We start from the raw sequence: 19607 nt of genomic DNA on the forward strand, positions 1-19607 counted from the left end.
GGAGGATCCACATGAAGCTACTTTCCGGCGTGATCGGCGCCGTGGCGTTCGCGGCGCTCGCAACCACCGCCTTCGCTGAAACCACCCTGACAATCGCCACCGTGAACAACGGCGACATGATCCGCATGCAGGGTCTGACGGAGGACTTCACCTCCAAGAACCCGGACATCAAGCTCGAGTGGGTGACGCTCGAAGAAAACGTGCTCCGCGAGAAGGTCACGACCGACATCGCCGCCAAGGGCGGCCAGTTCGACGTGCTCACCATCGGCACCTACGAAGTTCCGATCTGGGGCAAGAAGGGCTGGCTCGTGCCGCTGACCATGGTCGACGATCCGGCGGACCTGCTGCCCGCCATGTCGGGCGGCCTCACCGTCGACGGCAAGCTGATGGCCTCGCCCTTCTATGGCGAAAGCTCGATGGTGATGTACCGCACGGATCTGGTCGAGGCGACAGGCATGAAGATGCCGGACGCGCCGACCTGGAAGGACGTCAAGGAGATCGCCGCCAAGATCACCGACAAGGACAAGGAAATCTACGGCGTGTGCCTGCGCGGCAAGGCCGGCTGGGGCGAGAACATGGCCTTCCTGACGGCCACCTCCAACTCCTTCGGCGCCCGCTGGTTCGACGAGAACTGGAAGCCCCAGTTCGACCAGCCGGAGTGGAAGGACACGCTGAACTTCTATCTCGACCTGATGAAGGAATCGGGCCCGCCCGGAGCCTCCTCCAACGGTTTCAACGAGAACCTCTCACTGTTCAACTCGGGCAAGTGCGGCATGTGGATCGACGCCACGGTGGCGGCATCCTTCGTGACCAACCCGAAGGACTCGCAGGTCGCCGACAAGGTGGGTTTCGCGCTCGCCCCCGACAATGGCCTCGGCAAGCGGGGTAACTGGCTGTGGGCGTGGTCGCTCGCGATCCCCGCCGGCACGCAGAAGGAAGAAGCCGCGCAGAAGTTCATCGGCTGGGCCACCTCCAAGGCCTACACCGAACTCGTCGCCTCGAAGGAAGGCTGGGCCAACGTTCCCCCGGGCACGCGCACCTCGCTTTATGCGAACCCCGAGTACCAGAAGGTCCCGTTTGCCAAGATGACGCTCGACTCGATCAACTCGGCTGACCCGACCAAGCCCACCGTCAAGCCGGTGCCCTATGTCGGCGTGCAGTTCGTGGCCATCCCCGAGTTCGCGGGCCTGGCGACGACGGTCGGCCAGATCTTCTCGGCGGCTCTTGCCGGCGAAAAGACGGCTGACGAAGCGCTCGCGGAAGCACAGGACGTGGCGATACGCGAAATGACAAAAGCGGGTTACATCAAGTAACCGAACCTCCCAGCGGCAACTTGGGCTGCCCGGCTTCAAATCCCGGGCAGCCATTTCCCCTCACGCTTTCATCAACGCATTTGTCGGGGCATTGTCATGGCAACGCAGCAGACACGCGCAATTGGCAGGATTGCTGTCGCACCTTCGGTGATTGCGCTCTTTCTCTGGATGATCGTGCCCTTGAGCATGACCATCTGGTTCTCCTTCCTCCGCTACAACCTGCTCGACCCCAATCCGGCCTGTTCGCTCATGACGCCCGGCCAGCTTCTCGATGAGGCGAACCGCTGCTTTGCCGGCACCACGAACTACTATTACTTCCTGACCGATCCGGCCTTCTTCAAGGCCATGCGCAATTCACTGATGCTGGTCGGCTGGGTCATCGCCATCAGCGTCGCCGGTGGCACGCTTCTGGCACTTCTACTGGACCAGGCGATCTACGGCCGGAACTTTGTCCGCCTCATGGTGATCGCGCCCTTCTTCGTCATGCCCACGGTCAGCGCGCTGGTGTGGAAGAACATGATGATGCACCCGGTGCAGGGTTTCCTGGCTTGGATCACCAAGTCGCTGGGGCTCGGCGCCATCGACTGGTTCGCGCATTACCCGATGACGGCCATCGTCATCATGGTGTCCTGGCAATGGCTGCCCTTTGCCACGCTCATCATCCTCACGGCGCTTCAATCGTTCGACGAGGAACAGAAGGAGGCAGCCCAGATGGACGGCACGCCGCCGCTCTCCTTCTTCTGGTACATGGTCCTGCCGCATCTGGCGCGGCCCATCACGGTCGTGATCCTGATCGAGACGATCTTCCTGCTCAATATCTTCGCCGAGATCTATGTCTCGGGCTCGGGCGGCCGTGCAGGCAACCTGCCGTTCCTCGTCTATCAGTACGGCCTGCTGTCGAACGACATCGGTGGTGCTTCGGCAGGCGGCATCGTGGCCGTCGTGCTCGCCAACATCGTGGCCTTCTTCCTGATGCGCATGATCGGCAAGAACCTGGAGGGATGACACCATGGCACGCGCAGTATCGACACGCCGCAGGGTTTTCTTCACGGCACTCGCCTGGAGCATTGCCTTCATCATCTTCTTCCCGATTCTCTGGACCTTCCTGACAAGCTTCAAGAGCGAGGGCGACGCCGCAGCGATCCCGCCGCAGTTCCTGTTCTTCGACTGGACGACCGAGAACTATGCCGTCGTGCAGGAGCGCTCGAACTACTTCAAGTTCGCGATGAACTCGGTCTATCTGGCGCTGGGCTCCACGCTCTTCGCGCTGGTGGTCGCCATTCCGGCGGCCTGGGCCATGGCCTTCGCGCCCGGCAAGTATACCAAGGACATCCTGATGTGGATGCTCTCCACCAAGATGATGCCACCGGTCGGCGCACTGATCCCGCTCTACCTCATCTTCCGCGACCTGGGCCTTCTCGATACGAGGGGCGGCATCATCACGGTGCTGATGCTGCTGAACCTGCCGATCATCATCTGGATGCTCTATACCTACTTCAAGGAAATCCCGGCCGAGATCCTCGAGGCCTCGCGCATGGATGGCGCATCGGTGGGCAAGGAGCTGATCTATGTGCTCGCCCCCATGGCGGTGCCCGGCATCGCATCCACGGTGCTGCTGAACATCATCCTGGCCTGGAACGAGGCGTTCTGGACCTTGAGCCTCACCACCAAGGATGCCGCGCCGCTCACCCAGTTCATCGCATCCTATTCGAGCCCCGAGGGCCTGTTCTGGGCCAAGCTCTCGGCGGCCTCCACCATGGCCATCGCGCCGATCCTGGTGCTAGGCTGGTTCGCACAGAAGCAGCTCGTCCGCGGTCTCACATTCGGAGCAGTGAAGTAAAATGGGCACGATTTCTCTCAGGAATGTCCGCAAGGCCTTCGGCGATGCCGTCATCATTCCCGGCGCCAACCTCGACATCGGCCACGGCGAATTCGTCGTCTTCGTGGGGCCCTCGGGCTGCGGCAAGTCCACGCTGCTGCGGCTGATCGCGGGTCTCGAAGACCTGACCTCCGGCGAAATCCTGATCGATGGCGAAAATGTCTCGAACGTGCCGCCCGCCAAGCGCGGGTTGTCGATGGTGTTCCAGTCCTATGCGCTTTATCCGCACATGAGCGTGAGGAACAACATCGCTTTCGGCCTCAAGATGGCGGGCATGCCAAAGGACGAGATCGACTCCAAGGTGACGAAGGCGGCGGCCACGCTGAACCTGACGGAATACCTCGACCGCAAGCCGCGCCAGCTTTCGGGCGGCCAGCGCCAGCGCGTTGCCATTGGCCGCGCCATCGTGCGCCAGCCCAAGGGCTTCCTTTTCGATGAACCATTGTCGAACCTCGATGCCGCCTTGCGCGTGAACATGCGTGTCGAGATCATGCAGCTTCACCAGGAGCTGGGCGCCACGATGATCTATGTGACCCACGATCAGGTGGAAGCCATGACCATGGCCGACCGGATCGTCGTCCTGAACCGGGGCAACATCGAGCAGGTGGGCTCCCCCCTCGATCTCTACCACAAGCCGGATTCGCTGTTCGTCGCCGGCTTCATCGGTTCGCCAAAAATGAATTTCATTGGCGGAGAAGAGGCCTCGAAGCGCGGCGCCAGGACCATCGGCATCCGCCCCGAACACATCGACATCGTGGCCGAGGGCGCCGGCTGGCCTTGCCGGATCGTTCTGACCGAACATCTCGGCGCCGATACGTTTCTTCATGTTGAAAGAGACGGCAACGAGAAGCTCGTGGTGAGGGCTCCGGGTGACTTCCGGGGCAAGCCCGGCGACCGCATCGGCATCACGCCGCAGGAGGCGCGCATTCATCGCTTCGACGAGGCAGGCAAGGTCATCCGCGCGTGACAGCCGGTTTCGACTATATCCTCGTCGGTGGCGGCTCGGCTGCTTGCGTGTCGGCATGGCGTCTCGTGAAGGACAAGGGAGCCCGCGTGCTGCTTTTGGAGCGCGGACCCGCGAAGGCGTCAGGCCTTTCCGCATACTTCCTTCCCATGCCGGCAGGCTGGATGAAAGGCATTCGCGGCAGTCCCATCGTGGAAATGCACCAGCCGGTGCCGCAGAAGCACCTGAACGGACGCACGCCCGCCGTGGGCCAGGCCGCCATTCTTGGCGGCGGCTCGGCCGTCAATGCCATGGTCTATACGCGCGGCCAGCACGAAGACTATGACAACTGGGACCGGTTTCTCGGTGGCAGCAGCGGCTGGGCCTTCAGGGACATGCTGCCGCATTTCCGGGGGCTCGAATATAACCATCAGTTCCATGACGAGTGGCACGGCGTTGACGGGCCGCTGCACGTCTCGACCACTGGTGCCATCTGTCAGATCACGGAGGATTATATCCTCGCCGTTCAAGGCATGGGCATTCCCCTGAATGCTGATTTCAATGGCGCGCGCCAGCGTGGCGTCGGCACCATGCAATACACGACGTGGCGCAACAGGCGCTGGAACGGCATCGACGCCTTCCTGTCGCAGGTCATGGGCAATCCGAAGCTGACGATCGAGACGGACTGCACGGTCTCGCGGCTTGTCATCGAGAATGGCCGCTGCGTGGGAGTAGCCTACATCAAGGCGGGCACCGAGAAGGTCGCGCGCTGCGACGGCGAAGTCCTCATGGCGGCAGGCAGCTACAACACGCCGAAGATCCTGATGCAGTCGGGCATCGGGCCCGCGGCGCATCTCGCGGCCGCAGGCGTGAGGGTTCTTCATGATCTTCCGGGTGTGGGCGAGAACCTGCAGGACCATCACGAAGTTCCCGTGGTTGCGGCCACCAATGGGCACTTCGGCTATTTCGGCGAAGACCGCGGCCTGAAGGCAATTCGAAATGGCATCCAGTACCTTCTGTTCGGTTCGGGTCCGGTGGCGAGTGTCGGCGTCGAGGCCTGCGCCTATCTTGATCCTGAGGGCGGCGAACGGCCCACGATAAAGATGTACTGCGTGCCCGCGGTCTATCTCGATGGCGATGTGAAGGGTGTGACGCCGCAAGATGGCGTGACGCTCAATGCCTGCCTACTGAGGCCGAAGTCGCGCGGCACCGTGCGGCTCAGGTCTGCCAATCCCTTCGACAAGCCGGTGGTCGACAACAACTATCTCGCTGAACCCGACGATCTCCGGCTTGAGATCGCGGGGCTGCGCTATGCGCGTGACATCTTGCGTGCAAAACCTCTGTTCTCGCGGATCACGCATGAAATGCTGCCCGGCAAGGACGCCACCAGCGATGAGCAGCTCGCCGGGCATTGCCGCCGCACGGTGAAAACCAACTGGCACCCCGTTGGCACCTGCCGCATGGGGCCGGATGGCGATGCAATGGCCGTGCTTGACGCGAAGCTCAAGGTCCGCGGCATCGACGGCTTGAGGGTGATTGATGCGTCCGCCATGCCCTTCGTGCCCTCCGGCAACACCAACGCTCCCACCATGGCCCTGGCCGACAAGGCCATGACCTTCCTGTGAACGGGGATATTCGCAGATGCGGTTGAAAGGCAGGAAGGTCAGCACCGGGAGCGACTACATCATGACCAAGACCCTTAACGTCGACGGCGGAAACTGGATGAGCTGACATGACGAGACTATCACGCGCCAATCTCCCGCTGCTCCGCCCCGACATCGCGGTCCCAAACTACGAGGCCTCCTCGCTCAAGGCCGGCATCCTGCATTTCGGTGTGGGCAATTTCCACCGCGCGCATCAGGCGGTCTATCTCGACCAGCTCTTCAATGCAGAAATGGATCATGACTGGGCCATCGTGGGCACGGGCGTGAGGGCGGCCGACCGGCAGATGCACGACGCCCTTCGCGCACAGGACTTCCTGTCGACAGTGGTCGAACAGGAGGCTCATACGAGCAAGGCCCGCGTGACCGCTGCCATGATCGATTTCGTTCCGCCGGAAGACAAGGCGGCGATCGTTGCAAGGCTCGCCGATCCGGCGATCCGAATCGTTTCGATCACCGTCACCGAGGGCGGCTATTTCATCGATCCATCCACGGGCAGCTTCAATCCGGACTTCCCCGAGATCGCGCAGGACGGCAAGAACCCTGACGATCCCTCGACCGTCTTCGGGCTTGTGGCGCTGGGCCTCAAGCGGCGCCGCGAAGCGGGGATAAAGCCATTCACCGTCATGTCCTGCGATAACATTCCTCACAATGGCGCGGTGGCGCGGAACGCTGTTGCGGGCGTGGCGCGTCTTTATGATCCTGGTCTTGCCCACTGGATCGAGGACAACGCCGCATTCCCGAACGGCATGGTTGACCGCATCACGCCCGCGACGACCGACCGTGAGCGGAAGCTCCTCTCGGATGATTTCGGCATCGAGGACAACTGGCCGGTCTATTGCGAGGAATTCATCCAGTGGGTGCTGGAGGACAATTTCTGCAACGGCCGGCCAGCGTTGCAAGATGTCGGCGTGCAGTTCGTGCCGGATGTGACGCCCTATGAGTTCATGAAGATCCGCATCCTCAACGGCGGGCATGCAGCGATAGCCTATCCGGGCAGCCTGCTCGACGTTCACTTCGTGCACGATGCCATGAACCATCCCTTGGTCGGCGCCTTCTTCGCGAAGATCGAGCGCGAGGAGATCATGGCGACGGTGCCGCCCGTGCCGGGTGTCGTGCTTGCGGAATACTATGAACTGATCCGCCGCCGCTTTTCCAACCCGAAGATCGGCGACACGATCCCGCGGCTTGCCTTCGACGGATCGAACCGCCAGCCAAAGTTCATCGTGCCTGTGGTGCGCGACCGGCTGAAGGCGGGCGGCAGCATCGACGCATTGGCCTTCGAGTCTGCCCTCTGGTGCAGGCACTGTTTCGGAAAGTCGGAGAGTGGCAAGGACATCACGGCGGGTGACCCGAACTGGGACCGCCTGAAGGTCCTCGCCGGCAAGGCCGCAACCGATCCGCTGGCCTGGCTTTCGATGGATGACGTCTATGGAGACGTCGCGCAGTCGCCGGTTTTCCGCTCGGCCTTCTCGCGCAGCCTGTCGGACATCTGGTCGAAAGGCACCGCGCGCGCCATGTCGGACTTCCTGTCGGTCTAGCAGGGAGCCACACGGAGAAACTTGTCGATGCCGGAAGGAATTCCGGTTAAGCGGGCGTGCATGACGTCCACACCCGATTTCGAGATTTTCCTGATGGCTCCTCCGGGGCTGGAGGCCGTGCTGTGCGAGGAATCCCGCGCGCGGCGCTTTGCCAAGCCGAAGATCGTGGCGGGTGGTGTTGAAGTCCGCGGCACATGGGCGGAGGTGTGGCGGGCCAATCTTGAACTCCGGGGGGCGGGCCACGTGCTCGCCCGCATCGGACAGTTCCGCGTGCTTCATCTCGCCCAACTCGACAAGCGGGCGCGAAAGTTCCCGTGGCGCGACACGCTCCGTGCCGACGTGCCATTCCGTGTCGAGGCATCATGCCGGAAATCCCGCATTTATCATTCGGACGCCGCAGCCCAGCGGATCGAAACGGCAATCCGCGAGGAACTGGGCGCTCCTGTTTCGGCTGATGCCGATGTCTGCATCAAGGCGCGGATCGAGGATGATCTTTGTACGATCAGCATCGATAGCTCCGGCGGCTCCCTTCACAAGCGCGGCCACAAGGAGGCGATCGGCAAGGCGCCGATGCGAGAAACCCTGGCCGCGCTCTTTCTGCGGCAATGCGGCTACAAGGGAACCGAACCCGTCGTCGATCCGATGTGCGGCTCAGGCACTTTCGTGATCGAGGCGGCTGAGATTGCGGCGGGACTCAATCCGGGCCGCTCGCGGCACTTCGCCTTCGAGCAGCTCGCGAACTTCGATGCCGAGGCCTGGCAGCGGATGCGCGATGCTGGGCAGGCCGTGACACCCGGCCTGCGATTCTACGGAAGCGACCGGGATGCGGGCGCTATCCGCATGAGCCGCGCCAATGCCAAGCGCGCGGGTGTTTCAGGTTTCACTGAATTCAAGCAGCAGGCAATCAGCGATCTGGTCCCGCCCGAAGGACCACCCGGACTCGTCATCGTCAATCCACCCTTCGGCGACAGGATCGGCGACAAGACAGAGCTTCACGCGCTCTATGGCGCGCTGGGTCATACGCTCAAATCCCGCTTTTCGGGCTGGCGCGTCGGGCTGATCACGACGGAGGTGGCGCTCGCCCGCTCGACGGGCCTGCCATTCGCGCCGCCCGCCCGCCCCGTGTCGCATGGCGGCCTCAAGGTCCTGCTGTTCCAGACCGGGCCCCTGGCTGGGGCAGTCGACATGACTGCGGCACCTGTCAACTCGTGAACCAGATCTAGCATCTGGACAAGTCCGGGCAGACCGGGCAGCTACGGCATCCTGCGCGTCACGGTTTTGCTGCATTCCGCTGGTGAGACCGGGACTTTGCAGCCTGGGGACCCACCATGTCGTCCGATTCGAAGGAACGCCGCCGCGGTTTCCGCGATTTTGCGATCCAGACCACCGCATCCATCATGATCCCGCTCACCATCGCGGGCACCGGCCTCTATTACACGCGCTGGCAGCAGAACGTGAACGACCTCAAGACCATGATCGACCTTGTGAGCGACGACAAGCCGGAGCGCCAGAAATACGGCGTCGCCATGTTCGAGTACCTCTTGAAGAACGACAAGGTACCGGTGGAATTCGTGGCGGCGCAGCTCGAATATGCGAACAACGCGGCGGACCCGCAGTTGCTCGGCGCCATGGAGCGCGCCCTGGTGAAGGCCGCCCAGGTGAACGACAGCGTGGAGCAGGTCTTTACCGAGGCGGTCGGTCGCTTGCCCTCGCGCGTGTTCGTCAGCGTGCAGAACGAACAGCAGCGGGCTTGCTTCTCGAAGCTTCTTGCATCGCTCAAGGACAATGACGGCGCCCTCATCACCGTACCCTCGATCGCGCTCGCGAAATGGGACGGCAAGGTGAACGAGATCCGGGCCATGAAGGACGAGGATGTCGGGAAGGCCGAGCGGATCGCAGGCTGGCTCAGGGGCATGGGTTTCGAGATCGACGTGGTCAATCTCGCCGGCCGCTGGTCGGGTGCGAAGAACGTGCGGCCCAACACCTTCGAGCTGTGGTTCGGCAGCGCGCCGCTGCCGCCGGTCTGCACCGGCAAGCAGGCAGCCCTGACCGCAGGCGGCTGAAGCGACCCGTTGGTTCCTGTAGTGAAGCTGCTATAGAGCGGGCCTGTCATTTTGAAGGAGAGACCCCGTGCCGCGCTTTGAACGCAAGACCCTGATGGAGAAGTTTCAGGACATGAAGCGCCGCCGCATTCCCATCGTGGGCGGAGGAGCGGGCACGGGCCTGTCAGCCAAGTGCGAAGAAGCGGGCGGCATCGATCTCATCGTCATCTACAATTCAGGCCGTTACCGCATGGCGGGACGCGGATCCCTTTCCGGCATCCTCGCCTATGGCAATGCCAACGACATCGTCATGGAGATGGCGCGAGAGGTGCTTCCCGTCACGAAGCACACGCCCGTACTCGCAGGCGTGAACGGCACCGATCCCTTCTGCATCTTCGACAAGTTCCTCGACGACCTGAAAGCCGTGGGCTTCTCGGGCATCCAGAACTTTCCGACCGTGGGGCTCATCGACGGCACATTCCGCGCCAATCTTGAAGAAACCGGCCATTCCTATGGCCAGGAAGTCGATCTCATCAAGCTTGCCAACTCCAAGGACATGCTGACCACGCCTTACGTCTTCAACGCCGGCGAGGCCGAGGCCATGGCGCGTGCCGGCGCCGACATCATCGTCTGCCATCTGGGCCTGACCACCGGCGGCTCCATCGGCTCGAAGACGTCGCTCAAGCTCGAACAGTGCCCGGCTCTGGTCGATGAATGGGCCGCAGCCGCGCTGAAGGTGAACAAGGACGCCATCGTGATCGTTCATGGCGGGCCGGTGTCGATGCCTGCGGATGCCGAGTTCATCCTCAAGAACACCCGCAACTGCCACGGCTTCTATGGCGCCTCATCGATGGAGCGCCTGCCGACCGAGGTGGCGCTGGTGGAGCAGACGAAGACGTTCAAGGCCATCAGCTTCTGAACCGCCGGGCGGACATCACTCTCCCGCTGCCGGGAATACATCCCGCCACTCGTCGAGAAGCCGATTGCGCTTCTGGCTGTCGGTGACGGCCAGAAGCGACGGGCCAATCCCGATCGGGCGGTAGATGCCGGACTGTACGTCGGGGTCCATGGCCTCCACGCCATCGGGTAGCGGTTGGCCATAGGCGAAGAAGAAGGCCGATTGTGCGGCCACATGCTGGCCGCGCACCGAAACCAGGTAGTCGAGAAAGCGCTTTCCGGCCTGTGGATTTGCCGCGTGCTTTGGCACGAAGGCGGCGCGAGTCAGCACCAGCGTATAATCGCGCGGCAGGACGATCCCGATGGGCGCGCCTGCCTTGAGACGGCCGTAGGCATAGGAGCCGAGCAGATTGTAGCCGATGAGTATCTTGCCCGATGCGATGTCGTCGAGCAGTTCCCCGGTGCAGCAGTAAAGCCTCGCCTGCGCGCGGCCCAGCCCTTCGAGCAGCCGCCCGAAGGCGCTCGACTGCTGGGCGTCGAAGAAGGCGAAGAGATAGCCGATCCCCGAGCGCGCGATGTCATAGGTGCCGACGCGGCCCATGTATTCCGCCGCGCGGCGCCGCAGCAATTCGACCAGCTGGTCGCGCGATGACGGCACGTCGGCCGGGGGCACGAGGTCGCGGTTGTAGACGATGACGGCGGGCTCGAAGGTGAAGCCGAATACTTCGTCATGCCAGACCGCATGATCCGGAAGGCGCCGCGTCTCGTTCGATTGATGCGGCTGTGCGCAACCGTCATTGGCGAGCTTCACCATGTGGTCGGCGGACGAGGAGAACACGAGGTCGGCGGTGATCTCGCCCTTGTTGCACTGGAGCTCGAGCGTTGAATAGAGTTCGTTGGTGAGGCTGTCGACATAGGTGATGGACAGTCCTGGCTGCATCGCCTGGAAATCGCGGATGAGCGGCGCGATCGCTTCGATATCGCCCGAGCCCTCCACCCTCAGAGTGGTGCTCGCCTGACCTACCGCCGGGAAGTCGTATGCGGTGCCCGCAAGCACGCTGCCATGCATGAGAAGAAGGGTCGCCGCCGCAAGGATGATGATTCTCTTCATGGCTTCACCGATGACCCGGGAAATGTGATCCGTACACTGAAGAGGCCGTCGCCACGCATGGCGAAGGACAGCGTTCCGCCATGCCCCCGCACCACATCCGATGCGATGGCAAGCCCCAGCCCGGACCCCGGGCCATCCTGCGTGACGCGATAGAACCTGCGCACCGCATCCGCCCATTGCGACGGCGGAATGCCGGGACCGTCATCGGCAATCTCGATCGAGCTCTCCTCGCCATCCCGCCGGACGCTGGCAACGATCCGCGTGCGTGCACCGTGATGCACGGCATTCTCGATGATATTGCGAACCGCCTCGCGCAGGTTCAGCGCATCGCCGCTGACGAGCACGGGAACCTCGCCTGCATCGGTCTCGACCGCGATGTCGCGCGGCATGGCGGCCGGAACGGCATCGGACAGGGCCAGCGCCAGCACGTCGCGCAGGTCCACGCGTTCAGCCGTCATGCTCTGGGCGCGGTGGCTTACCATGGCATGGCTCAGCAACTGGCTGACCAGTCTTCCGATCTGTGCGGTGCGCGCTGCCACACGCTCGATCTGCCCTTTGCGGCGCTACGGCACCGTCTCGTGATGCAACAGGTCGACTTGTGCGGACAGCGCGGTGATCGGCGTGCGTAGCTGGTGCGCGGCGTCCGCGATCATGCCCTGCAGGCTGTCCATGCGTTTTGACAGCCGCTCCATGAAGCGGTTGATGGCCTGGACGAGTTCCTCGATCTCGGCGGGAACCTGCATGTCCAGAGGTGTGAGATCGTTGGGATCGCGCGCGCCCAGCGCATCTTCGATGCGATGCAGCGGCCGCAAGGCATAGCGGATCGCCACGGCGCTGCCGGCAAGCGCGATGACGCTCATAATGCCGAGCAGCAGCATCGCGCGGATGGTGAGGTCGCGGGCGAGAGCCTCGCGCGCATCGCGGGTCTGCGCCACCACCACGGTCACCCACCCTGCAAGACCGGGCTCGGATACATAATGCCAGACGGCGGCAGCCCTGATGGGAAAGTCCTTGTAAGTAGAGTTCCACAGCTGCGGTTCTGGGCCCGGCCGGTAGTGAACTCGGGGAACATCCAGATCCGGATAGCCTGTCACCAGGCTGCCTCCTGGACCAGACACACGATAGAACACGCGCTCCTGGTGCGACACCGACAAGGTCTCGAAGGCCGAGACGGGAATGTCGGTGGTCATTTCGCCATCGGCCAGCCGCACCGTCTCGCTGATTTGTGAAGCAGCGCCCAGCAAAAGCTTGTCATAGGCGTCGTCGGCAGCGGTGTGGGCATAGTTGTAGGCCGCATAGGCAAGTGCCGCGGCGCCCGCCATGAGCACCAGCGAGATGGCGGCCATGAGGCGCCAGAACAGCGATGGAGGCTGGCGTGTCATGGCGTATCGGTTGTCACGGCCTGATAGCCCAGTCCCCGCAATGTCCGGATTTCCATGCGCGCAGGCTGCAGCTTGCGGCGCAGTCTCGCAACATAGAGTTCGACGGCGTTCTCGCCGGGGTCCTGGTCAAAGCCGAAGAGCTGGTCGAGAAGCTCGGCCTTGGTGAAGACCTTTTGCGGACGGCTCATCAGGATGTCCAAAAGCGCAATCTCGCGGCGGGTCAGGCTTACGGTTCGTCCGCCGACACTCACACTGCGGGACACTTGGTCAAGCACCACATCTCCCAATTCAACCCGGGGCAGCGCCGATCCGCCGGGCCGCCGCAACAGGGCACGCACGCGGGCTTCGAGTTCGCGGAAGTCGAAAGGCTTCACCAGATAGTCGTCTGCCCCACGATCAAGCGCCGTCACCCTGTCGTCGATTTCCGAACGCGCAGTGAGCACCAGAACGGGTGCCGCGATCCCGGCGGCGCGCAAACCCTCCAGAACCGCGAAACCGTCCTTGCCGGGCAGCATCACGTCGAGCACCACCAGGTCATAGGACTGGACCCTGAGGGCGGCCTCGGCATCCGGCCCCGTCCGCTGCCAGTCTACGGCATGGCCGAGCCGGTCCAGCGACGCCACGATCGCTTCCCCTACATCGACAGTGTCTTCCACGACCAGAATGCGCATGGCGGCCAGAATGACAGGCTGATGACAGGTTGCAAGCCTAAGACCAGCAGCAACACCTGCCGATGGCAGAGCAAGGCCGCGTCAAGACGGCCGGACAAGATCATGTTCAACCAATGGGAGTTTCAAATGAACAGGTATCGCCGTCTCGTCAGCGCTATGGCCCTTGGGGCCGTCCTCGGCGCCTTCAGCTTCGCCGCACCCGCCTATGCCGTGGATGATCTTCGTATCATCGCGCCCGCTAAGCCCGGCGGCGGCTGGGACCAGACCGCCCGTTCGCTGGCCGATGTCATGACTGCCAATGGCGCCAAGGGCGTCACGGTTGAGAACGTTCCGGGAGCCGGCGGCACCGTCGGCCTCGCCCAGCTCGTCGATCAGGAAAAGGGCAAGGGCAACGTCCTCATGGTCAATGGCCTCGTCATGATGGGCGCCATCCTCACCAACAAGTCCCCCGTCACGCTCGACATGGCCACCCCCATCGCCCGCCTCACCGGCGAATATGAAGTGATCGTGGTTCCCGCGGCATCCGAGCTGAAGACCATGGCCGACCTCGTGGCCAAGCTGAAGGCCGATCCCGGCGCGGTCGCCATTGGCGGCGGTTCTGCCGGCGGCACGGATCACATCCTGGCGGGACTTGTCGCCAAGGCAGCGGGCGCCGACGTGGCGAAGCTCAACTATGTTCCCTTCTCGGGCGGCGGTGAAGCCCTTGCGGCCATCATGGGCGGCCACGTCGTGGCTGGCATCTCGGGCTACAGCGAATGGTCGGGCCAGATCAAGTCGGGTGAACTCAGGGCGCTCGGAATTTCCTCGGCTGAACGTCAGCCCGGAATCGACATCCCGACGCTGAAGGAACAGGGTGTGGCCGTCGAACTCGCCAACTGGCGCGCCGTCATGGCCCCGCCGGAGTTGGACGATGCCTCGAAGAAGGCGCTGCTCGACGCCGTCGACCAGACGGTCAAGAGCGAAGGCTGGAAGAAGGTTCTGGCCGACAAGAACTGGACCGACCTCTATCTCGCGGGCGACGATTTCGGCAAGCTCATCGCGGCTGAGAACGCGCTGACGACCGACGTGCTGAAGGGCATCGGCCTCATCCAGTAAGCGGCAGTCATGAACTCCGCACGAAAGATTTCCGGGGCCGGTCTCGCGATCGGCCTCGGGCTCATAACTCTCGCAGGTGTCATCGGTCTCGACGCCGCGCACATGCAGGTGCCGCCGAGCTATGCCCGCGTCGGTCCGCAGGTTTTTCCTGCTGTCATTGCCATTGGTCTGTTCATGTCAGGCCTCGCCGTGGCATGGCAAGCCTGGCGCGGCGTGAAAACCGACGAAGAGGCGGAACAACACCCGACCGAGTGGAGAAGCGTTGCCATCATCGCGGTGGCGCTCATCGCCCATCTCAATCTTCTGAAGCCGCTGGGGTTCGTTCCCGCAGGGGCCATGCTTTTCACGGCGGTGGCATTCGCCTTCGGCAGCCGCAGTTATCTTCGCGACGTCCTCATCGGCCTGGCCCTCAGCCTCGCGGCCTATATCGGGTTTGGATACGGGCTTGGGCTGCAACTGCCACCCGGCATTCTGAAAGGGCTGCTCTAGATGGATTCGCTGCTGGCCCTCATGGACGGTTTCGCCACCGCCCTCACGCCCATCAACATCATGTGGTCGCTCGTCGGCGTCACGCTGGGAACCCTGATCGGCATCCTGCCCGGCATTGGCCCGGCACTCACCATTGCGCTGCTGCTGCCGGTTACGCGCAATCTCGATCCGACCGGTGCCTTCATCATGTTTGCCGGCCTCTACTATGGCGCCATGTATGGCAGTTCCACGACCTCGATCCTGCTCAACACGCCGGGCGAGTCGGGCTCGATCATGACAGCCGTCGAGGGAAACCTGATGGCAAGAAAGGGCAGGGGCGCTGCGGCACTCTCGACCGCCGCCATCGGTTCCTTCGTCGCGGGTACGCTCGGCACACTGATGCTCACGTTCCTCGCACCCGTGTTCGTGAAGATGGCGCTGCTCTTCGGGCCTGCCGAGTACTTCGCGCTCATGGTTCTGGCCTTCACCACCGTCTCGGTGCTGCTGGGTGCCTCCTTGAGCCGTGGCGTGTCGAGCCTCTTCCTCGGCTTGGCCTTCGGGCTCGTCGGAACCGACATCCTGACGGGGCAGCCGCGGCTGTACTTCGGTTATCCCAGCCTGCTGCGCGGCATCGATATCGTCGTGGTGGCCGTCGGCCTCTTCGCCGTAGGTGAAGCGTTGTTCATGGCATCACAGCGGCATCTGCGCGAGGCCGTCATCCTGCCCATCAAGGGCTCGCTCTTCATGACGGCGGAAGACTGGCGGCGCTCATGGAAGCCCTGGCTGCGCGGCACCGCTCTCGGATTCCCTTTCGGCGCCTTGCCGGCAGGCGGCACCGAAATCCCAACCTTCCTGTCCTACTTCCTTGAAAAGAAACTGGCGAAGAAACCGGAAGAATTCGGCCAAGGTGCCATTGAAGGTGTCGCCGGCCCCGAGGCCGCCAACAATGCGGCGGTCGCGGGCGTTCTCGTGCCACTGCTCGCGTTGGGATTGCCCACGTCAGCCACGGCGGCCATCCTTCTGGCGGCCTTCGAGCAATACAATCTCCAGCCCGGCCCTCTGCTGTTCTCCGGCTCCTCGACGCTGGTCTGGGGGCTGATCGCCAGCCTCTACATCGGCAACGTCATGCTGCTGGTGTTGAACCTGCCGCTCGTCGGCCTCTGGGTAAAGCTGCTCAGCATTCCGCAGCCCCTGCTTTACGGCGGCATCCTGGTGTTCTCCACACTCGGCGTCTACAGCCTCAGCAATTCCCCCTTCGATCTCGTCTTGCTGTTCATCGTCGGCATCATCGGCTTCCTGATGCGGCGGCACGATTTTCCGGTCGCGCCCTGTATCATCGGGCTGATCCTCGGACCGATTGCGGAGGCGCAGTTCCGCCGCGCGCTGTCGATTAGCCAGGGCGATCCGAGCGTGTTCGTGACGCATCCCATCTCCGCGGTCCTGCTGTTGCTTGCAACCCTGGTCGTGGTGCTGCCGCCCCTGATTCGCATGGTTCGCCGGCGCAACGTCTGACGGGTTGAGGCTTTTTGTCCCGGCCGGAACAGGCCCATGACACTTGGCGGCTGGCCAGATCCTGTCGGCCCTACGGGTGATCAGGCTGTCGGGAAAAAGCAAACTGCCCCTCCTGCAATTGACTATTGTCAGACAATGTTGCTTGCTGATTCTGCCAAAAGGAAACTGGATGGCCCGCGTAGCTTTGGTGCTGGGCGAGACAGTGTCTGGCAGGACTGGATCGATTTTGCGGGGGGTGGAAAATGAACAGGATTACACGGGTTAGTCTGCGGCGATCCATTGCGACCGCAGTCATGGCTGGCGCCATTGGGCTGGCGATGTTTGTTCCCGCGCAGGCGGAAGAACCGAACAGCGCCAGGGAACTGTTCAAGGCGATGGCGGACAACCTCGTGTCGCAACAAGCCATTTTCTTCACTTATGATTCCAATCTGGAAATAGTGACGGCCGAACTTCAGAAGGTTGGCTTTGCGGCGTCGGGTTCGCTCACGCTTGCCCGGCCTGACAAGTTGCGTGTCACCCGCACCGGGGGCTATTCCGACGTCGAGCTTGCATTCGACGGCAAGACCGTGGGGCTGCTGGGCAAGGGCTTGAACGTTTACACGAAGGTGCCACTCGAGGGCAGCGTCGACGAACTCATCGACGCGCTTCGTCTCGAATACGGGATCGAGGCGCCGGCGGCCGATCTTCTGTCGTCCAATCCATTCGACATGATGATGTCGAATGTCACGGATGCAAAGGATCTCGGCACGGGCGTGATCAGTGGTCAGCAGTGCGATCACCTGGCTTTCCGTACGCGGGATACCGACTGGGAACTGTGGATATCGCAGGGCGAAAAGCCGCGCCCCTGCAAATTCACCATCACCAGCAAGATGACGGCCCTTGCGCCATCCTATTCCGTAACCGTCACCAGTTGGAAGGACGGCGCGGATGTCGCGTCCGACGACTTCCAGCTCAAGACGGGCGATGCGAAGCAGGTCGAGATCGGCGATCTTCCGGCACTTGATGAGATTCCAACCCTGGCAGAAGAAGGAGACGCACAATGAGGTCTTCAGTCAAGCTGGCCATCGCGGGCCTCGCCTTGCTGTTCGGCGCCGGCGAAATCGAACTTGCCGGTCAGCAGGTCAGCATCGGATTTTTCAAGCTGGCGTCCGATGCCGAGGCGCGCGTTGGCAGGCCGCTGACACCCGTGAGCGGCGCAGGAGTCGCCCGCCGCACCACGCGCCGCGTGATCCGGCGGACGGCCTACAGCGTGGCCGTGCTCCCGGCGGGCTGCGTCTATGGTCCTTACTATGGCTACAATGCCTATCGTTGCGGTAGCCTCTACTACCAGAAGTCTGGTAACGTCTACATTCAGGTGACATTCGACTGATTTTCCGCGCGGCGCTCGCGGATAGCAGTCAGACCAGGCAAAGGCGGGAAGGGACGTTTCAACTCCCGCTTATACGAAAGACAAGACTCTCTCAGGGGATAAGCAGATGGGCCGCACATTCCTTTCATCCGTGGCGCTGGGCAGCATGCTGGCCTTCTCGGCAACCGTTCATGCCGCCGATATTGCGCCTACCGATACGAGCGACTGGACCTTCACCGTCGCACCCTATCTCTGGGCCTCCGGCCTGAACGGCAAGGCCGGCGCCTTCGGTCTCCCCGTGCAGGATGTCGACATGAGCTTCTCCGATATTCTGGAAAATCTCGAGTTTTCGATCATGGCCGTCAGCGAGGCGCGCAATGGACCATTCAGCATCGGCATGGATGTCGCCTATACCGTTCTGGGATCGGAAGTGAATACGCCGAAGGGCATCATTGCCAACGATATCGACGTGTCCTCGACACTGTTCATGGGAACGGTTGTCGGCGGATACAGCATCTTCGAAACGGATACGGCTCGTATCGATGCCGTCGCCGGCGCCCGTCTCTGGTCTGCCGATCTGGATCTCGATGTGAATGGCGGATTGCTCGATGGCCGCAACTTCGGCGATGGCGCGACATGGGTCGATCCGCTCGTCGGCGCCAAGTTCAAGGCTGATCTCACGCCCGAGTTCTATATTGCCGGCTGGGGAATGATCGGCGGTTTCGGTGTATCGTCCGACCTCATGTGGGACGTGTTCGGCGGCGGCGGCTACAAGTTCAATGATAGTTTCTCGATGTTTGCAGGCTATCGCGCCGTCAGCGTCGACTACAGTAACGATGGCTTCACCTATGACATGGTTCAACAGGGACCGGTGTTTGGCGGCGCCTTCCAGTTCTGACGACTGACTGCTGACAGACGTTCTTGAGGTTTCTGCCATGAAGATTCAATTCTGCGCGGTCGCTGTGTTCTCAGCCCTGATGGCCGCTGGGCCGGCGATGGCGGAAGATGATTCCCAGGAACTGGCCAAGCAATTGTCAAATCCGCTTGCGACTCTCATCAGTGTGCCCTTCCAGGGAAACTACAATTCTGGGATCGGACCTGCTGAGGATGGCGAGCAGTATCTGATGAACGTGCAGCCAGTCATCCCTTTCTCGCTGAACGATGACTGGAACCTGATTTCCCGCACCATCGTGCCGGTGATCTCGTAGGACGAGATTTTCCCGGGGGCACACGGGCAACTCGGCCTCGGCAATACTGTCCAGAGCCTGTTCTTCTCACCGGCCAAAACCGTGAACGGCCTGACCTGGGGTGTGGGGCCGGTGCTCTACTTGCCCACCAGCACCGACGAGCTCCTCGGGCCCGAGAAGTGGGGCATCGGCCCGACTGCGGTGGCGCTCTGGCAAGGCGATGGCTGGACCATCGGCGCGCTGGTCAACCAGATATGGTCGGTGGCGGGAAACGGGAACGACCCGGATATCAATGCCACATTCCTTCAACCCTTCATTTCCAACACGACAAAGGATGCGTGGACTTTCACGCTGAATACCGAATCCACTTATGACTGGGAAAATCACCAGTGGTCGGTTCCTGTTAACGCGATGGTGGGCAAGCTGGTGCATTTCGACAAGCAGCCGGTCAGCTTTACGGCCGGGGTTCGATACTGGGCCGTGTCCCCCGGCAATGCAGGTCCCGAGGGATGGGGTGCGCGGCTTGCCGTCACCTTCCTGTTTCCCAAGTAGTGGGG

19 protein-coding genes and 1 pseudogene are annotated in these 19607 nt (G+C 62.5%); 16 read left to right on the plus strand and 4 right to left on the minus strand.

Annotation, left to right across the window (positions count from 1 at the left end; genetic code table 11):
- Positions 1 to 11 precede the first annotated feature (11 nt).
- The 9 genes from ACEW8Q_RS18150 (at position 12) to ACEW8Q_RS18190 (ending at position 10298) form a co-directional block, all read left to right on the plus strand.
- The gene (locus ACEW8Q_RS18150; RefSeq protein WP_373505467.1) at positions 12 to 1313 is read left to right on the plus strand and encodes a sugar ABC transporter substrate-binding protein; all 1302 of its coding nucleotides are present in this window, start codon (positions 12 to 14) and stop codon (positions 1311 to 1313) included.
- A gap of 96 nt (positions 1314 to 1409) precedes the next feature.
- The gene (locus ACEW8Q_RS18155; RefSeq protein WP_373505468.1) at positions 1410 to 2318 is read left to right on the plus strand and encodes a carbohydrate ABC transporter permease; all 909 of its coding nucleotides are present in this window, start codon (positions 1410 to 1412) and stop codon (positions 2316 to 2318) included.
- Between the two features lie 4 nt (positions 2319 to 2322).
- On the plus strand, positions 2323 to 3153 hold the full coding sequence (locus ACEW8Q_RS18160; RefSeq protein WP_373505469.1) for a carbohydrate ABC transporter permease: 831 nt from the start codon (positions 2323 to 2325) through the stop codon (positions 3151 to 3153).
- Position 3154: 1 nt separating this feature from the next.
- Complete coding sequence (locus tag ACEW8Q_RS18165) at positions 3155 to 4159, plus strand: ABC transporter ATP-binding protein (protein ID WP_373505470.1); 1005 nt, start codon at positions 3155 to 3157, stop codon at positions 4157 to 4159.
- On the plus strand, positions 4156 to 5760 hold the full coding sequence (locus tag ACEW8Q_RS18170) for a GMC family oxidoreductase (protein ID WP_373505471.1): 1605 nt from the start codon (positions 4156 to 4158) through the stop codon (positions 5758 to 5760). The genes ACEW8Q_RS18165 and ACEW8Q_RS18170 overlap by 4 nt, the downstream gene beginning before the upstream one ends.
- Positions 5761 to 5867: 107 nt before the next feature.
- Entirely contained in the window at positions 5868 to 7337 is a 1470-nt protein-coding gene (locus ACEW8Q_RS18175) for a mannitol dehydrogenase family protein (RefSeq protein ID WP_373505472.1), read from the plus strand.
- A gap of 60 nt (positions 7338 to 7397) precedes the next feature.
- Positions 7398 to 8549 (plus strand): class I SAM-dependent RNA methyltransferase, encoded by a 1152-nt coding sequence (locus ACEW8Q_RS18180; protein WP_373505473.1) that lies wholly within the window; start codon positions 7398 to 7400, stop codon positions 8547 to 8549.
- A gap of 116 nt (positions 8550 to 8665) precedes the next feature.
- Positions 8666 to 9400, plus strand: coding sequence for a hypothetical protein (locus ACEW8Q_RS18185; protein WP_373505474.1), 735 nt, complete (start codon positions 8666 to 8668; stop codon positions 9398 to 9400).
- 67 nt (positions 9401 to 9467) lie between these two features.
- Entirely contained in the window at positions 9468 to 10298 is an 831-nt protein-coding gene (locus ACEW8Q_RS18190) for a phosphoenolpyruvate hydrolase family protein (RefSeq protein ID WP_373505475.1), read from the plus strand.
- Between the two features lie 15 nt (positions 10299 to 10313).
- Here the strand turns inward: ACEW8Q_RS18190 and ACEW8Q_RS18195 are convergent, their stop codons facing one another.
- From ACEW8Q_RS18195 to ACEW8Q_RS18210, 4 genes are read right to left on the minus strand one after another with little or no spacing between them, the layout of a single operon-like run.
- A complete protein-coding gene (locus ACEW8Q_RS18195; protein WP_373505476.1) occupies positions 10314 to 11387 on the minus strand; it encodes an ABC transporter substrate-binding protein in 1074 nt (357 codons plus the stop codon).
- On the minus strand, positions 11384 to 11926 hold the full coding sequence (locus ACEW8Q_RS18200; RefSeq protein WP_373505477.1) for a sensor histidine kinase: 543 nt from the start codon (positions 11924 to 11926) through the stop codon (positions 11384 to 11386). Before ACEW8Q_RS18200 ends, ACEW8Q_RS18195 begins: the two co-directional genes overlap by 4 nt.
- A gap of 24 nt (positions 11927 to 11950) precedes the next feature.
- Positions 11951 to 12769: a sensor histidine kinase N-terminal domain-containing protein gene (locus ACEW8Q_RS18205; RefSeq protein WP_373505478.1), complete on the minus strand. Its 819-nt coding sequence runs from the start codon at positions 12767 to 12769 to the stop codon at positions 11951 to 11953.
- The gene (locus tag ACEW8Q_RS18210; protein WP_373505479.1) at positions 12766 to 13440 is read right to left on the minus strand and encodes a response regulator transcription factor; all 675 of its coding nucleotides are present in this window, start codon (positions 13438 to 13440) and stop codon (positions 12766 to 12768) included. The genes ACEW8Q_RS18205 and ACEW8Q_RS18210 overlap by 4 nt, the downstream gene beginning before the upstream one ends.
- Before the next feature lie 126 nt (positions 13441 to 13566).
- Here ACEW8Q_RS18210 and ACEW8Q_RS18215 point away from each other — a divergent pair, with 126 nt between their 5' ends.
- From ACEW8Q_RS18215 to ACEW8Q_RS18245, 7 genes and pseudogenes are all read left to right on the plus strand, one after another.
- Positions 13567 to 14535 (plus strand): Bug family tripartite tricarboxylate transporter substrate binding protein, encoded by a 969-nt coding sequence (locus tag ACEW8Q_RS18215; protein WP_373505480.1) that lies wholly within the window; start codon positions 13567 to 13569, stop codon positions 14533 to 14535.
- 9 nt (positions 14536 to 14544) lie between these two features.
- Complete coding sequence (locus tag ACEW8Q_RS18220; protein ID WP_373505481.1) at positions 14545 to 15024, plus strand: tripartite tricarboxylate transporter TctB family protein; 480 nt, start codon at positions 14545 to 14547, stop codon at positions 15022 to 15024.
- Positions 15025 to 16515 carry a tripartite tricarboxylate transporter permease gene (locus ACEW8Q_RS18225; protein WP_373505482.1) on the plus strand — a complete coding sequence of 497 codons (1491 nt, stop codon included), beginning with the start codon at positions 15025 to 15027 and terminating at the stop codon, positions 16513 to 16515.
- 293 nt (positions 16516 to 16808) lie between these two features.
- Complete coding sequence (locus ACEW8Q_RS18230; RefSeq protein ID WP_373505483.1) at positions 16809 to 17558, plus strand: DUF2092 domain-containing protein; 750 nt, start codon at positions 16809 to 16811, stop codon at positions 17556 to 17558.
- Positions 17555 to 17884, plus strand: a complete 330-nt coding sequence (locus tag ACEW8Q_RS18235) for a hypothetical protein (protein WP_373505484.1) — start codon at positions 17555 to 17557, stop codon at positions 17882 to 17884. Before ACEW8Q_RS18230 ends, ACEW8Q_RS18235 begins: the two co-directional genes overlap by 4 nt.
- A 106-nt stretch (positions 17885 to 17990) precedes the next feature.
- A complete protein-coding gene (locus ACEW8Q_RS18240; RefSeq protein ID WP_373505485.1) occupies positions 17991 to 18761 on the plus strand; it encodes a hypothetical protein in 771 nt (256 codons plus the stop codon).
- A 79-nt stretch (positions 18762 to 18840) separates the two neighbouring features.
- Positions 18841 to 19602 (plus strand): annotated as a pseudogene (locus ACEW8Q_RS18245) (transporter).
- Positions 19603 to 19607 lie beyond the last annotated feature (5 nt).

This window comes from Aestuariivirga sp. (assembly GCF_041738905.1).
Taxonomy (GTDB): Bacteria; Pseudomonadota; Alphaproteobacteria; order Rhizobiales; family Aestuariivirgaceae; genus Aestuariivirga.